This is a genomic window from Duganella sp. AC917, from assembly GCF_979258245.1.
Genome location: NZ_OZ409848.1, coordinates 5,299,489 through 5,312,842, shown reverse-complemented (window position 1 = coordinate 5,312,842; position 13,354 = coordinate 5,299,489). Strand labels below are relative to the sequence as shown.

Sequence of the window (13,354 nt, the reverse complement as noted above, 5' to 3'; positions counted from 1 at the left end):
TGGATTGCTCTAGAGTTTCCAGATGGGGGCGGCGGCCCGGCTGCTCATCACGTATTGAGTAAGTACTCACCCTCAATCCGCGCCGCCAGGCTGCGCACGAGCTGCTTTGCAGCCCATGTGCCCAGCGCCTCGGGCGTCTCCCTCAAAAAGCGCGCGTTGGCCGTTTCAAACACCGGCATCGCCAACAGCAGCGATGGGATGTCGCTCAGCGCTATCCGCTGGCGCTCCAGCAACAAGAACTTCAACAGCACCTTGATCGCGTTCTGCGCGTTACGCACCGGATCGGCTTCCAGATACGCCAACCGCGACCTCGCCCGCGCCAGCGCACCGGCCACGTCATCAAACGGCCTGCCGTGCCCGGGAATGACCAGCCGCACATCCAGCCCCGCGATCACATCGAGCGTGGCCCGTTCCTCGGCAAAGCCGGATTCGCCATCGAGTTCCGGGAAGATCACGCCGAAGCCGTTTTCCCACAGCGCGTCCGCCGACACCAGCACGCGCTCCGCCGGGCAGTAAAAAATCAGCGAGTGCGGATCGTGTCCTGGTGCGCCCAGCGCCTGCCATTCCATGCCGCCCAATGTCAGCACGTCGCCCGGGCCGACGGTGGAGTCGAAGGTGAATCGCTCGCAGCGCTGGCCGGTGGCCTTGAAACTGAGCGCGTCCACGTCCCAGTCCCGCACCTTGTCCGCCTCGGCGACCGGAATCGCGATGCGACTGCCGTAATGGGCCTGCAGCGTGGCGTTGCCGCCGCAATGGTCGGAGTGCAGATGGGTGTTGATCACCTGATCAAGTTGCCGCTCTTGCAACGCATGCCGCACCAGCGCCAGCGTTTGCGGCGCATGGGTCAGGTAGCCGGTGTCGATCAGGGCCGTGTCGTCGCGCCCCAGCAACAAGACGTTGTTGGAGGACAGCCAGCCCCGTTCGAACACCTGGATCGAGGCCGGCAGCGCGTTCATTGCTGGAAATCGTCGTCGAAATCGACCGTCAGCTCGCGCCGGCGGATCTCTGCCCACACACCCCGCTTGTAGTCGTCGTCCGCCTTGGACCAGTTGACGATTTCGTCGATGGTGCGCAGGCATCCCATGCAATAACGACGCTCGGCATCCATCTTGCATAAGCTGACGCAAGGCGACGGGACAGGGGTGGCGAGCTCGGGGACCGCGCCAGTGACGGTTAAGTTAGTTGGATCACTCATGCCGCCATTATGGACCGAATGCGCTTGACTTGGGGAACGCGAGGCCTATACTACCATCCATGTAGATGGTAACCAGATGGAGACGTATGGCTAAGCAAGAACTAAAACTGAAGACCGCCGAGTCGGAAAAGATCACGATCAACCTCGGTCCCATCGACCTTGGGCAGATAGATTTGCTGGTGCAGGAGGGTTTTTACTCGAATCGCACCGATTTGATCCGCACGGCGATCCGCAATCAGTTAAACGAGCACGCCGACGTGGTGAAGCAAACGGTGGCGCGCAAAAGCCTGGTGCTCGGAATGCAACACTACACCCGCTCGGATCTTGAAGCGGTGCAGGCGGCCGGCCAGCGGCTGCAAATACAGGTACTCGGTTTGGCCAGTATCGCCAGCGACGTTTCGGTCGAGCTGGCACTGGCGACCATCGATTCGATTTTTGTACTCGGTTCGCTACACGCCAGCGCGGTGATCAAAACCGCGCTGGCCCAGCGGATCCACTAAAGGACAGCTATGAAACTACCATTTATGTCGAGCGTGCGCGGTGCCGCCCAAAAGCTCATCAACAAGGGCGCCACGGCCGCCGTGCAAAAAGCCATGGAAAGCATGATTGAGTTGCAGCAAAAGCAGCAACAGCACCAGCAACAGCGTGCCGCCGGGCCGCAAGCGGGGTCGCCATCGGCTGCCCAGCCGTCGGCGCAACCGCAGATGCGCGACATTAACCCGCCGCCCGAATACGTGGCGCCGCGCTCGGCGCCCCAATCGGCCGACAGCACGCGCGTTCACGCCGAATCGACGGCGAAACCGGCCGCCGAGCCGCAGTCGCAGTCGCAGGCCCACCAGGCCACCCCGGCCAGCGCACCCAATCCGGCCACCAACCCGACCGAGTACGCGCAGGACATGCTGAACCGGATGGGCATCAAGATCGATCTGCAAGCCAATATGCCGGGCAATTTCGGCATGGACTTCGGTTCGATGATGAATCCGACGCCGGCCGCGGCGCCGCTGCCGGAAGGCGCGCAATTCATCAGCGGCAGCTACGCCAACCACGCGGGCAGCCGCAATTACAAGTTGTATGTGCCGTCGACCTACACCGGCCAGGCCATGCCGCTGCTGGTGATGCTGCACGGCTGCACGCAGAACCCCGACGATTTCGCCGCCGGCACGCAGATGAACCAGGTTGCCGAGGAAATGGGTTGCTTCGTCGCCTATCCGGAGCAGACCGCCGGCAACAACCACTCCAAGTGCTGGAACTGGTTCAACGCCATCGACCAGCAGCACGGCCAGGGCGAACCGTCGATCATCGCCGGCATCGCGCAGCAGATCGTCGACGAATATCCGGTCAACGAGCGCCAGGTGTATATCGCCGGGCTGTCGGCCGGCGGCGCGATGGCGGTCATCGTCGGCACGCTGTATCCGGAGCTGTTCGCGGCGGTGGGCGTGCATTCGGGCTTGCCGTTCGCGTCGGCGCAGGATTTGCCGTCGGCGCTGGCCGCCATGAGGAGCGGCGCCAGTAGCTCTCGCAAGGCCGGCAATGGATCGCAGCCGATCATCGTGTTCCACGGCGATAGCGACACCACCGTCAACCCGCGCAACGGCGAGCAGGTGATCGAGCAAAGCCTGCATAGCCGCAGGGGCGCGCCGTCGATCCAGTCGGGCAGCGTGCCTAACGGCCACCGCTACACGCAGACCACGCACACCAAGGCCGACGGCTCGCCGCTGGGCGAGCATTGGGTGGTGCACGGGGCCGGCCACGCCTGGTCCGGCGGCAGCTCGCACGGCACCTACACCGACGCGAAAGGGCCGGACGCCAGCCGTGAGATGTTGCGGTTTTTCCGGACCGTAAGTTAGTCGGTCGAGGGCCCGACGTCGGGCCGGGGATGGTCGGCGATGTGCTGTTGCAGGCACGCCGGGCACCAGCAACTGGCGCCGGGCGCCGACGGCACCGGCAGCGACGCCGGCAGATAGGTGCACCAGCAGGGCTGCGCCGGCGCGGCGGGATCGGCGTCCACCATGGCGCACGAGAATTGGGCGCCGCAACGCGAGCAGGTACTCATAGGGCGGCAAGTTGGCTGGTCATGCGGTTCAGCGTATCGGATGATCTCGGAAAATACAACCGGATAGCCCTATAATGCGTAACTGATCACAGCGATCGCAGCCCCAGGCTGTAAAATTGCACAAAATTTTTAACCGGACTCGCCATGACCCAACTGACTAACCTTAACTTAGGCATGAATGACGACTTGACCGCGGTGTCGCCGCAGATCAAGGCGCAGATTCTGGCCGAGGCCCTGCCCTACATCCGTAATTTCCATGGCAAGACCATTGTCATCAAATACGGCGGCAATGCGATGACCGACGAGCGCCTGAAACACGGCTTCGCCCGTGATGTCATTTTGCTCAAACTGGTGGGCATGAATCCGGTCGTGGTGCACGGCGGCGGTCCACAAATCGACAACGCGCTGAAAAAAATCGGCAAGCAGGGCACCTTCGTGCAGGGCATGCGCATCACCGACGAAGAAACCATGGAAGTGGTGGAGTGGGTGCTCGGCGGCGAAGTCCAGCAGGACATCGTGATGCTGATTAATCACTACGGCGGCCAGGCCGTCGGCCTGACCGGCAAGGACGGTGGATTGATCCGCGCCAAGAAGTTCGCGATGCCTGACAAGGAAAATCCAGGCCAGTTCCTCGACATCGGCTTCGTCGGCGAAATCGACGCGATCAACCCGGCCGTGGTCAAGGCGCTGCAGGACGACGCCTTCATCCCGATCATTTCGCCGATCGGCTTCGGCCAGGATGGCCAGGCGTACAACATCAACGCCGACGTCGTCGCCGGCAAGATCGCGGAAATCCTGAAGGCCGAAAAGCTGATCATGATGACCAACATCGCCGGCGTTCAGGACAAACAGGGCAACCTGGTGACCGACCTGTCGGCGCGCGAGATCGACGAGATGTTCGCCGACGGGACGATTTCGGGCGGCATGCTGCCTAAAATTTCATCGGCACTGGACGCCGCGAAGTCCGGCGTCAACACGGTCCACATCATCGACGGGCGAATTGAACACTCTTTATTGCTCGAAGTGTTGACCGAACAGGCATTTGGAACTATGATCCGGTCTCACTGAAAAAACGGCGATGCACGTTTAGCCGCGTTTTTGAGTGCATCGCCATACCAGTACGCCCTTTTAGCTCAGTGGTAGAGCACTCCCTTGGTAAGGGAGAGGCCACGTGTTCAATCCACGTAAAGGGCACCATTTCTTCAGCATTGCCCCTCCCGCAGCACCCTCCCCCGCCCGATATTCAGTAAGTCCGCTCAATAAGTACGCTTAATAAATCCGTTCGACCGTCATGCCGCGTTGGCGCAGCAGTTGCGGCACGCTGCCCTTGCCGATCAAATGCAGCACGCCGATCGCCGCGACGCTGTTGTTTTCGCGCGTCATCAGTTTGACCATGCTGTCGGCCAGCGCCGGATTGCGCCCGTCGAGCAGCACCTTCTGCACAAAGCGGCCGGAGAAACTGTCGTCGCGCTCCGCCTGGGCGGCCAGCGCATCGAGCGCCTTGACGTCGGCGTTGCGCCAGGCCTCGGCGATCTCGCGCGCCTGCTTGGCCTGTTCCTTGTCCTCGATGCCGGCGATGGTCTCCTGCAGGAACAGCAGTTGCTCGGCCGGCGACAGATTGCCGAACAGGCCCATCTGGCCCTCGGGCGATTCCAGCTCGATCACTTTCTGACCCCGGTCGTGCGCCTGTTTGGCCAGGTGCGCGTCGACCGCCTGCGCGGCGTCGTAGCCCTGGCTGGCGAATTCGCTCACGGTCAGCAGGCTGGCGAGCAGCCATGGCTTCATCGCCGCCACCGTTTGCGGTTCGATGTTGTATTGCTTGAGCAAAGCGTCGAGCCGGCGCCGCCATTCCGGCGACAACGACGGCGCGGCGGCGCCCGGCCCCACCAGGCCATACTTTTGCACCGCGCGCGCCAGCTTTTGCGGATCGGCCAGCGGATCGATTTCCAGCGCCAGCACGGGCGCCTGCTTCAACGCGCCGGCCACGCGCGGCTCGAGCGGATAGAAATCGCTGGAGCCGACGTGGATGGTGCCGAACAGGTATAGCGCATGGTCGCCGTTGCTCACCTTGAACAGCGCGCCGCGATTGGGCGCCCGCTCCTGGTTTGCCGCCAGGTCCCGGGCCCAGGTGGGGCCGAGGACAAAGCAGAACAAACTGCAGAACATCACTATAATCTGGCGTCGCATGGCTTCCTTTGTTGATTGGTCTCCCCGTGAATATTACTCGTAACTCACCCGTGTGGTTGTTCGATCTCGACAACACGCTGCACAACGCTTCGCACGCCATCTTCCCCGCGATCATGGCGAACATGAACGTCTATATCGCCCGCGTGCTGGGCGACGGCGTCACACCCGCCTCCGTCGACATCGTCAACGCCGCGCGCACCAAATACTGGCGAAAATACGGCGCAACGATACTGGGACTGGTCAAGCACCATGGCGTAATCCCGGCCCATTTCCTGCACGAGACCCACGCGATCGCGGAGCTGACGGAGATGATCCGCGCCGAGCGCGGACTGCGCCAGCTGATGCGCCGCCTGCCCGGGCGCAAAATCCTGCTGACCAACGCGCCGCACCGCTATTCGACGCAGGTGCTCAAGCATCTGGGCCTGCACCGCGAATTCGGCCACCACGTCTCGGTCGAATCGATGACCGTGCACCGGCAGATGCGTCCCAAGCCGTCCAAGCTGATGCTGCGTAACCTGATGCGCCGCCACCGCCTGACGCCAAGCCGCTGCATCCTGGTCGAGGACACCTTGGCCAATCTGCGCAGCGCCCACGCGCTCGGCATCCGCACCGCGTGGATCACCCAGTACCTCACCATCGGCGACAGCGCCGGCCTGGCGCATCCTCAAAAAAGGTTAATTCGCCCCGCTTATGTCGATGTCAAAGTAAAATCTGTCAAGAATCTGCCGGCACGCTTGCACCATCTGCGCTGATTCCCCTCTTTTTCGACACCTATCCGCGAGATCACATGGCAAGCACACCGCCGGGCCAGCGCCGCCTTGACATCCTCCGAGCCCTGGCGGAGATGCTGGAACAGCCCAAGGGCGACAAGATCACCACGGCCGCGCTGGCGCGCAAGCTCGGGTTTTCCGAGGCCGCGCTGTACCGCCACTTCGCCAGCAAGGCGCAGATGTTCGAGGGACTGATCGAATTCATCGAAACCACCGTCTTTGGCCTGATCAACCAGATCGCCGAACGCCAGGCCGACGGCCTGACGCAGGCGCGCGACATCGTCGGCATGCTGCTGCAATTCGCCAGCCAGAATCCGGGCATGACGCGGGTGCTGATCGGCGAGGCGCTGGTGAACGAGGACGAACGCCTGCAGCTGCGCATGAACCAGTTCTACGACCGGGTCGACCTGGCGCTCAAACAGGCGTTGCGGCAATCGGTGGCGGAGGGGCAGGCGCACGAGAGCGAGGTACACGCCCGCGCCGGCATGCTGACCAGTTTTGTCATCGGCCGCTGGCACCGTTATGCCAAGAGTGGGTTCAAGAACAATCCGTCGCAGGACGCCCCGCTGCAAATCGCGCTGCTGTTATCGTAAATCGACATGAACGCTGAATGTTTCGCACTGCTGGACGACGCCAGTCCAGTCACCGGTCCTGAAGGCGAGGCCGCGCCGGCCGCGCCCTCGCGTTCGCGCTTGTACACGGGCCATCTCGGCACGCTGCGCTGCGACGACATCGGCCAGTGGCCGCAAGTGCTGGAACAGATGCACGCGGCGCTGGCGCGCGGCGAGCACGCCGTCACCTTGTGCGCCTATGAGCTGGGCGCGCGCCTGCTCGATATCGGCACCGCCGCGCCGACGGGCGCACCGCTGGCGCGCATCCTGTTGTTCAAGGATTGCGCGTCGCTGACCAATGCGGAAGTGGGCGACTGGCTGGCCGCGCGCTCATTCCCGGTCGACCGGCCGGCGGGCATCGCCAACGTCCGCGCCAACATCGACCGCCGGCACTTCGACGCGGCGCTGGCGCGCATCCACGATTACATCGAGGCCGGCGACACCTACCAGGTCAACTACACGTATCGCTTGCGCTTCGACGCCTTTGGCGGCATCCACGCGCTGTACGCGCGCCTGCGCGGGCGCCAGCCGGTGCCCTACGGCGCGCTGGTGCGGCTGGAGGACGGCTCGGCCATCCTGTCGCTGTCGCCGGAGCTGTTCGTGCGCCACAAGGATGGCGTGCTGACGGCGCGGCCGATGAAAGGCACAGCGCCTGCCGCGCCACCGGCGCAGGCGGCCGAGAACATACTGCGCGCCACCGTGCTGGCGGCAGATCCGAAAAACCGCGCCGAAAACCTGATGATCGTCGACCTGCTGCGCAACGACATCGGGCGCATCGCGCGCACCGGCAGCGTGCAGGTGCCGGCGCTGTTCGAAGTACACCGCTACAGCAGCGTGCTGCAAATGACGTCGACCGTCACCGCGGAGTTGCGTGACGACGCCTCGCTGGCCGACATCTTCAACGCGCTGTATCCGTGCGGCTCGATCACCGGCGCGCCAAAGCGCCGCACGATGGAAATCATCGGCGAGCTGGAACCGGACCCGCGCGGCATCTACACCGGCGCCATCGGCTGGTTCGACCCGCTGAAAGACGACGCCAAAGGCGGGGTCGGCGACTTCTGCCTGTCGGTGCCGATACGCACGCTGACACTGGGGGCGCCCGACGGCATCGACGGCGTGCGCCGGGGCGAGATGGGCGTAGGCGCCGGCATCGTGTTCGACAGCGACGCTGCCGGAGAATACGCCGAGTGCCAGTTGAAGGCGCGCTTCCTCACCGGTCTGAAAAACGACTTCGAAATCTTCGAGACGATGTACGCGACGCCCCAGGGCGGCGTGCGCCACCGCGCGCGCCACCTGAAGCGCCTGGCCGCATCGGCGACCTACTTCGGCTATGCGTGGGACCAGGCGGCGGCCGACGCCTACCTGGACACCGCCTGCCGCATGCTGGCGGACGACGCCCACCAGACGCCGCCGGCCTTCGCGGCCTACCGGATGCGATTGGCACTGGGGGCATCGGGCGCGTTCTCGCTGCAGCACGCGCCGCTGGCGCCATTGACGCAGCCGGTGCGCGTGCTGCTGGCCGGCGACGCCACCGCCTCCGGCGACCTGTTCCTGCGCCACAAAACCAGCGTCCGCGCGCGCTACGACAACGCCTGGCGCGACGCCGAGGCGCGCGGCGCCTTCGACACCTTGTTCTTCAACGAGCGGGGCGAGCTGACGGAGGGTGGACGCAGCAGCGTCTTCGTACGCATCGACGGCCGCTGGCTGACGCCGTCCTTGGCCTGCGGCGTGCTGCCGGGCGTGATGCGCGGCGTGCTGCTCGACGATCCCGAATGGAGCGCCAGCGAGGCGGTGATCACGCGCGCCATGCTGGAGCGCGCGCAGGATATCGTGGTCTGCAATGCCCTGCGCGGCGCGATGAAGGCGACGCTCTAAAGGTCGACGATCATCTCGAAACCGCCGAAGATCATGCGCTTGCCGTCGAACGGCATGCTCTTGGGGTCCATGAACTCGGCCAGGCGCGGATCTTTCATGACTTTCTCGTTGATTTCGTCGCGTTTGGCGCGCGATTCGTAGACGATCCAGGAGAAGGCCACCACCTCGTTTTCCTTCAGGGCCACGCTCATCGGAAATGACGTGACCTGGCCGGGCGGCACATCGTCGCCGATGTTTTCACGGAACTCGAGCGCGCCGTATTCCTTCCATACCGCGCCACACGCCAGCGACATCTTCTTGTACGCTTCGAGGTTCTCTTTCGGTACCGGAATCACAAATCCATCGACGTACGCCATGACTGTCTCCTGGTTATTGGTTGACCAATCAGGTTAGCCAACTAATGTGCGGATGACAAGCAACATAGCTTGGCCGGCATCAAACCGGTGCCGGATTTGCACGGACGTCGACAAAGCGTTTCCGGTAAGCGCCCGGCGTGGTCGCGGCCAGCCGGCGAAAATGATGCCGCAGGGACTCTTCCGAGCCGAAGCCGGCCCGTTCGGCGATCTGCGCGAGCGGCACGTCCGGCACTTCCAGCATCTCCTTGACGAGCGCCACCCGCTCGCGGATCAGCCACTCGACCGCGCCCAGGCCGGTCGCCTGCTGGAATTGACGCTGCAAGGTACGCGGACTCATCGCGGCGCGCGCGGCCATGCTGGCGACCGTATGCGGCTGCTCCGGATGGCTGCGCAGCCAGTCCATCAGCTTCGACAGCCTGCCCTGCTCGCCCTGCGCCATCGGCCTCGGCAGGAACTGCGCCTGCCCGCCTTCCCGGTGCGGCGCCACCACCAGACGCTGCGCCACCAGATTGCCGACCTTGGCGCCGTGGTCGCGCCGCACCACGTGCAGCAGCATGTCCAGCCCGGCCGCCGAGCCGGCGGCGGTGATGACCTGGCCGGTGTCGACATACAAATGGTCCGGCTGCACGTCGATGGCGGGATAGCGGCGGGCCAGCTTGTCGGCGTAGCGCCAGTGGGTGGTGGCGCGTTGGCCGTCCAGCACGCCGGCGGCGGCCAGCACGAAGACCCCGGAACAGATCGAGCACAGGCGCGCGCCACGGCGGTGCGCGGCGCGTATCAGCTCCAGCAACGCCGGCGGCGGCGCTTCGTCGGCGTCGCGCCAGCCGGGAATGACGATGGTGTCGGCCAGCGCCAGCAACTCGGGCGCGTACGGCGCCTGCACGGTGATGCCGCCGGCCGCGCGGATCGGGCCAGGCTCGACGGCGCACACGGCGAAGTCGTACCAGTCGACATCCAGTTCCGGACGCTCGAGGGCGAACAGTTCGACCGTGCAGCCGAACTCGAAGGTGCACAGCCGGTCGTAAGCCAGCGCGACAACGAGATGTTTTTTCATGGCGTAATCTTAACGCAGAATGGCCGATGCGCCACTGATGGCGTCGGCGACGGGCGGGGACAATGGGTTACCGTTCAAGACACGATCCACCCACCAAACCTGTCCACCAAGGAGATAACCATGCCCGAAAAATCCCTCGTCAGCGCCATTCCGGCCGCACCCAGCGCCGCCGCCCTGGCCCGCTTCGAAGCGAGCTTCAGCTACGAAACCGATTGCTGGGACGTGCACGATGCGCTCACCAACGGCAGGCAGGATTTTGTTTTGCTGGATGTGCGCGGCACGGAAAAGTACGCGGCTGGCCACGTGCCGGGGGCGCTGGATCTGGCGCACCGCAAGATCATCGGTTCGAAGCTCGCCGAATTCCCGGACGATACGCTGTTTGTCGTCTACTGCGCCGGCCCGCACTGCAATGGCGCGGCGCGCGCCGCCGTACGGCTGGCGCAACTGGGACGGCCCGTCAAACTGATGCCGGGCGGCATCACCGGCTGGCTGGACGAAGGCTTCACCCTCGCCACCACCGGAGCGCCGCACCAGGATTAATTACATCGCCAGCGCTTTTTCCACCGCGCCGACCAGTTGCTTGTCGTCCGGTTTGACTTTGCTGCCGAAGTTATCCACAACCTTGCCGTTGCGGTCGATCAGGTATTTATGGAAATTCCAGGCCGGCGCCTTGCCGGTCGCCTTGATCAGGTTGGCGAACAGCGGATTCGGCTCCTTGCCCGACACCACCGACTTCGAGAACATCGGGAACTTCACGCCATAGGTGTTGTAGCAGAAATCGGCGATTTCCTTGCTGCTGCCGGGCTCCTGCTGGCCGAAGTCGTTGGACGGGAAGCCCAGCACCACCAACCCCTTGCTGCCGTATTTGGCGTACATAGCCTCCAGCCCCTCGTACTGGTTGGTGAAGCCGCAATACGACGCGGTATTGACCACCAGAATCACCTTGCCCGAATACTGGCACAAGTCTTGCGGCGCTTCGTCCTGCAAACGCTTGAAGGTCTGCTTGAGGATCGCCGGGCAATTGGCCGGGGCGGCGGTGGCCGCCGGCGCCGTACCGGCCGCTACGGCGGGGGCTTGCGCGAACGCCGAGGCGCCTGCCAACAAGGTCAGCGAGGAAACTACGCACAACTGGGCAATTGTCTTGGACATGGTCGAGGCCGCTTAGAGTAAAAAAATCATTCTATGCCAATCCGCATGTTCTTGCCTGATGAGCATGCGAAAACGGCAAACATCGGTGTTCATTTGATTGAGATTAAGCGAACGCGACGCCGCTAACCGACACTGGGTATCCAAGGTGAACATGCGCATTTTCTGCTTGGCACTACTGCTGTTTGCCGCCTTCCACGCCATGTGTCCGGCAAGGGCGCAGACGTCGGCGCCGCTGGTTGCGCTGCCGTACATGAAGGCCGAACAGGTCACGGTCTCGGGCCTGTCCGCCGGCGGCTATATGGCGGTGCAGTTCCAGGTGGCGTTTTCCCGGACGGTGAAAGGCGCCGGCATCATCGCGGCAGGTCCCTACTTCTGCGCGCGCGGCAATGTGCTCACCGCCACCACCGTCTGCAGTTGCACGAACGACCTGTTCCCCTGCCAGGTCGCGCCGCTCGGCACCCGCGTGCGCGAGCTGATTGCCGTCACGGACTGGTTTTCGGCCCTGCTAGCGATCGATCCGACCAGCGCCCTGGCCGGCCACCGCATCTGGATGATGTCGGGCACCGCCGATACCGTCGTGCCCCAGGTCGTCGTCAACGACCTGCAAACTTTTTACCAGCACTACGTCGCGCCGAACCGGATTGCCTACAAGCGCGATTTGCCGGCCCAGCATGCCATGCCCACAGATAACTTCGGCAACGCCTGCACCAAGCTGGCGTCGCCGTTCATCAACAATTGCGGGTTCGACGCGGCCGGGGAATTGCTGAAGTGGATCTACGGGCCGCTGACGCCGCGCAACACCGGACGCCCGGCTGGACGCTTCGTCGTGTTCAACCAGGCGGAATTTCTGGACAAGCCGCGCATGCACGGCATGGCCGAGAGCGGCTATTTGTATGTGCCGCCGGCCTGCGACGGCGCCGGCGCCAACGGCTGCCGGCTGCACGTGGTGTTCCACGGCTGCCTGCAAGACCTGGAGGAGATCGGCACCACCTTTGTCGAGCGGGCCGGGTACAACGCCTGGGCCGACAGCAACAAGCTGATGATCCTGTATCCGCAGGCGGCGTCGATCGGACAGTACAAAAACCCCAATGCCTGCTGGGATTGGTTTGCCTACGACGACGTGCACTATCCGCAGAAGGGTGGCCGCCAGATGACGGCCGTCAAACGCATGGTCGACCGCCTCACCGGCGTGCAGTGAGATCGGCGTCTTCGAACACGATGAACGGCGCGTTTTACACTACGGTGAACGACGACAGGTCCGGATGCGGCGGCGGGAAGCTCAGGTCCATGCCTTCCAGCGTCTCCAGCAGCAGGCTGGCGATCACCAGGTTGCGGTGCACTTTGGAGTTGGCCGGCACGATGTACCACGGCGCATGCGGCTGGTCGGTCTCGCGGATGGCCTGCTCATAGGCGCGCTGATACTCATCCCACTTTTTGCGCTGCTCGATGTCGGTCGGCGCGAACTTCCACTGCTTGTCCGGATCGTCCAGGCGCTCCTGCAGCCGCTCGCGCTGCTCCTCCTTGGAGATATGCAGGAACACCTTGACGATGACGGTGCCCGTTTCGGCCAGCATGCGCTCGAAATCGCGGATCTGGGCGTAACGGCGCTTGCACTCCTTGTCGTCGATCATGTCCTGCACCTTGGTGATCAGCACATCCTCGTAATGACTGCGGTTGAAGATGGCGATCTGCCCCTTGACCGGCACATGCTGGTGCACCCGCCACAGGTAGTCGTGCGCCAGTTCCTCGTCGGTCGGCGCCTTGAAGGCGACCGCGCTGACACCCATCGGACTGACGCCGCTGAACATCGCGCGCACCGTGCCATCCTTGCCGGAAGTGTCCATCCCCTGCAGCACCAGCAGCACCTTCTGTTTGCGCTGCGCGTACAACATGCTCTGCAAAGCGGCGATGCGCTTGATCAGCGCGTCCGTGCGTTTGATGTCGAGCGCCTTGCCCTTGGACTTGCTCAACTCGGGATTGGCGGCGCGGCTGGAGAAGGCGCTGTCGCCGGCGTCCTCCTCGCGCAGTTTTTGCTTGGCGGAGGCACGGAAGTGGTGGCGGGCGTTATGGGTCATGGCATCGATTCGATTTATATGGTTTAGCT

At 63.8% G+C, this 13,354-nt stretch carries 16 protein-coding genes and 1 tRNA gene; 9 read left to right on the top strand and 8 right to left on the bottom strand.

Translation table 11 applies throughout. The annotated features are described in order from the left end of the window. Positions 1-47: 47 nt before the first annotated feature. Together ACZ0BA_RS23220 and ACZ0BA_RS23215 are read right to left on the bottom strand one after the other, a co-directional pair. Positions 48-956, bottom strand: a complete 909-nt coding sequence (locus ACZ0BA_RS23220; protein WP_463453516.1) for an MBL fold metallo-hydrolase — start codon at positions 954-956, stop codon at positions 48-50. Next, positions 953-1,195 carry a DUF1289 domain-containing protein gene (locus ACZ0BA_RS23215; RefSeq protein WP_463453515.1) on the bottom strand — a complete coding sequence of 81 codons (243 nt, stop codon included), beginning with the start codon at positions 1,193-1,195 and terminating at the stop codon, positions 953-955. Before ACZ0BA_RS23215 ends, ACZ0BA_RS23220 begins: the two co-directional genes overlap by 4 nt. Positions 1,196-1,281: 86 nt before the next feature. Between ACZ0BA_RS23215 and ACZ0BA_RS23210 the strand changes: the two genes are divergently transcribed. Both ACZ0BA_RS23210 and ACZ0BA_RS23205 read left to right on the top strand, forming a co-directional pair. Beyond that, complete coding sequence (locus ACZ0BA_RS23210) at positions 1,282-1,695, top strand: CopG family transcriptional regulator (protein ID WP_209721480.1); 414 nt, start codon at positions 1,282-1,284, stop codon at positions 1,693-1,695. Positions 1,696-1,704: 9 nt separating this feature from the next. After that, positions 1,705-3,042 carry an extracellular catalytic domain type 1 short-chain-length polyhydroxyalkanoate depolymerase gene (locus tag ACZ0BA_RS23205; protein WP_463453514.1) on the top strand — a complete coding sequence of 446 codons (1,338 nt, stop codon included), beginning with the start codon at positions 1,705-1,707 and terminating at the stop codon, positions 3,040-3,042. On the opposite strand, the gene ACZ0BA_RS23200 is transcribed toward ACZ0BA_RS23205, so the two are convergent. Further along, on the bottom strand, positions 3,039-3,248 hold the full coding sequence (locus ACZ0BA_RS23200; RefSeq protein ID WP_463453513.1) for a cysteine-rich CWC family protein: 210 nt from the start codon (positions 3,246-3,248) through the stop codon (positions 3,039-3,041). The two genes, ACZ0BA_RS23205 and ACZ0BA_RS23200, sit on opposite strands and share 4 nt — an antisense overlap. A 174-nt stretch (positions 3,249-3,422) precedes the next feature. Between ACZ0BA_RS23200 and argB the strand changes: the two genes are divergently transcribed. Together argB and ACZ0BA_RS23190 are read left to right on the top strand one after the other, a co-directional pair. Further along, entirely contained in the window at positions 3,423-4,316 is an 894-nt protein-coding gene (gene argB / locus ACZ0BA_RS23195; protein ID WP_463454815.1) for an acetylglutamate kinase, read from the top strand. Between the two features lie 54 nt (positions 4,317-4,370). Next, positions 4,371-4,445: transfer RNA gene (locus ACZ0BA_RS23190), tRNA-Thr, on the top strand. A gap of 72 nt (positions 4,446-4,517) precedes the next feature. On the opposite strand, the gene ACZ0BA_RS23185 is transcribed toward ACZ0BA_RS23190, so the two are convergent. Further along, positions 4,518-5,435 (bottom strand): TraB/GumN family protein, encoded by a 918-nt coding sequence (locus ACZ0BA_RS23185; protein WP_463453512.1) that lies wholly within the window; start codon positions 5,433-5,435, stop codon positions 4,518-4,520. A gap of 32 nt (positions 5,436-5,467) precedes the next feature. Here ACZ0BA_RS23185 and ACZ0BA_RS23180 point away from each other — a divergent pair, with 32 nt between their 5' ends. From ACZ0BA_RS23180 to ACZ0BA_RS23170, 3 genes are read left to right on the top strand one after another with little or no spacing between them, the layout of a single operon-like run. Then, positions 5,468-6,187, top strand: a complete 720-nt coding sequence (locus ACZ0BA_RS23180) for an HAD-IA family hydrolase (RefSeq protein WP_463454814.1) — start codon at positions 5,468-5,470, stop codon at positions 6,185-6,187. A 35-nt stretch (positions 6,188-6,222) separates the two neighbouring features. Beyond that, positions 6,223-6,798, top strand: coding sequence for a nucleoid occlusion factor SlmA (slmA, locus tag ACZ0BA_RS23175; RefSeq protein WP_463453511.1), 576 nt, complete (start codon positions 6,223-6,225; stop codon positions 6,796-6,798). Positions 6,799-6,804: 6 nt separating this feature from the next. Next, a complete protein-coding gene (locus ACZ0BA_RS23170) occupies positions 6,805-8,691 on the top strand; it encodes a chorismate-binding protein (protein WP_463453510.1) in 1,887 nt (628 codons plus the stop codon). Here the strand turns inward: ACZ0BA_RS23170 and ACZ0BA_RS23165 are convergent. Then, a complete protein-coding gene (locus tag ACZ0BA_RS23165) occupies positions 8,688-9,047 on the bottom strand; it encodes a DUF1428 domain-containing protein (RefSeq protein ID WP_463453509.1) in 360 nt (119 codons plus the stop codon). The genes ACZ0BA_RS23170 and ACZ0BA_RS23165 overlap by 4 nt on opposite strands. A 79-nt stretch (positions 9,048-9,126) precedes the next feature. After that, the gene (gene ftrA, locus ACZ0BA_RS23160; protein ID WP_463453508.1) at positions 9,127-10,101 is read right to left on the bottom strand and encodes a transcriptional regulator FtrA; all 975 of its coding nucleotides are present in this window, start codon (positions 10,099-10,101) and stop codon (positions 9,127-9,129) included. A 120-nt stretch (positions 10,102-10,221) separates the two neighbouring features. Here ftrA and ACZ0BA_RS23155 point away from each other — a divergent pair, with 120 nt between their 5' ends. Further along, a complete protein-coding gene (locus tag ACZ0BA_RS23155; RefSeq protein ID WP_463453507.1) occupies positions 10,222-10,641 on the top strand; it encodes a rhodanese-like domain-containing protein in 420 nt (139 codons plus the stop codon). Here the strand turns inward: ACZ0BA_RS23155 and ACZ0BA_RS23150 are convergent, their stop codons facing one another. Continuing rightward, complete coding sequence (locus tag ACZ0BA_RS23150) at positions 10,642-11,250, bottom strand: glutathione peroxidase (protein WP_463453506.1); 609 nt, start codon at positions 11,248-11,250, stop codon at positions 10,642-10,644. A gap of 151 nt (positions 11,251-11,401) precedes the next feature. On the opposite strand from ACZ0BA_RS23150, the gene ACZ0BA_RS23145 reads away from it, so the two are divergent. Continuing rightward, a complete protein-coding gene (locus tag ACZ0BA_RS23145) occupies positions 11,402-12,448 on the top strand; it encodes an extracellular catalytic domain type 2 short-chain-length polyhydroxyalkanoate depolymerase (RefSeq protein ID WP_463453505.1) in 1,047 nt (348 codons plus the stop codon). Between the two features lie 34 nt (positions 12,449-12,482). Here the strand turns inward: ACZ0BA_RS23145 and ACZ0BA_RS23140 are convergent, their stop codons facing one another. Continuing rightward, positions 12,483-13,325 carry a PPK2 family polyphosphate kinase gene (locus ACZ0BA_RS23140; RefSeq protein WP_463453504.1) on the bottom strand — a complete coding sequence of 281 codons (843 nt, stop codon included), beginning with the start codon at positions 13,323-13,325 and terminating at the stop codon, positions 12,483-12,485. Between the last annotated feature and the right edge of the window lie 29 nt (positions 13,326-13,354).

Bases quoted from the DNA above. Each gene is read 5' to 3' on its own strand.
- ACZ0BA_RS23220 (WP_463453516.1), bottom strand. From the start codon at position 956: ATGAACGCGCTGCCGGCCTCGATCCAGGTGTTCGAACGGGGCTGGCTG.
- ACZ0BA_RS23215 (WP_463453515.1), bottom strand. From the start codon at position 1,195: ATGAGTGATCCAACTAACTTAACCGTCACTGGCGCGGTCCCCGAGCTC.
- ACZ0BA_RS23210 (WP_209721480.1), top strand. From the start codon at position 1,282: ATGGCTAAGCAAGAACTAAAACTGAAGACCGCCGAGTCGGAAAAGATC.
- ACZ0BA_RS23205 (WP_463453514.1), top strand. From the start codon at position 1,705: ATGAAACTACCATTTATGTCGAGCGTGCGCGGTGCCGCCCAAAAGCTC.
- ACZ0BA_RS23200 (WP_463453513.1), bottom strand. From the start codon at position 3,248: ATGAGTACCTGCTCGCGTTGCGGCGCCCAATTCTCGTGCGCCATGGTG.
- argB (WP_463454815.1), top strand. From the start codon at position 3,423: ATGAATGACGACTTGACCGCGGTGTCGCCGCAGATCAAGGCGCAGATT.
- ACZ0BA_RS23185 (WP_463453512.1), bottom strand. From the start codon at position 5,435: ATGCGACGCCAGATTATAGTGATGTTCTGCAGTTTGTTCTGCTTTGTC.
- slmA (WP_463453511.1), top strand. From the start codon at position 6,223: ATGGCAAGCACACCGCCGGGCCAGCGCCGCCTTGACATCCTCCGAGCC.
- ACZ0BA_RS23170 (WP_463453510.1), top strand. From the start codon at position 6,805: ATGAACGCTGAATGTTTCGCACTGCTGGACGACGCCAGTCCAGTCACC.
- ACZ0BA_RS23165 (WP_463453509.1), bottom strand. From the start codon at position 9,047: ATGGCGTACGTCGATGGATTTGTGATTCCGGTACCGAAAGAGAACCTC.
- ftrA (WP_463453508.1), bottom strand. From the start codon at position 10,101: ATGAAAAAACATCTCGTTGTCGCGCTGGCTTACGACCGGCTGTGCACC.
- ACZ0BA_RS23155 (WP_463453507.1), top strand. From the start codon at position 10,222: ATGCCCGAAAAATCCCTCGTCAGCGCCATTCCGGCCGCACCCAGCGCC.
- ACZ0BA_RS23150 (WP_463453506.1), bottom strand. From the start codon at position 11,250: ATGTCCAAGACAATTGCCCAGTTGTGCGTAGTTTCCTCGCTGACCTTG.
- ACZ0BA_RS23145 (WP_463453505.1), top strand. From the start codon at position 11,402: ATGCGCATTTTCTGCTTGGCACTACTGCTGTTTGCCGCCTTCCACGCC.
- ACZ0BA_RS23140 (WP_463453504.1), bottom strand. From the start codon at position 13,325: ATGACCCATAACGCCCGCCACCACTTCCGTGCCTCCGCCAAGCAAAAA.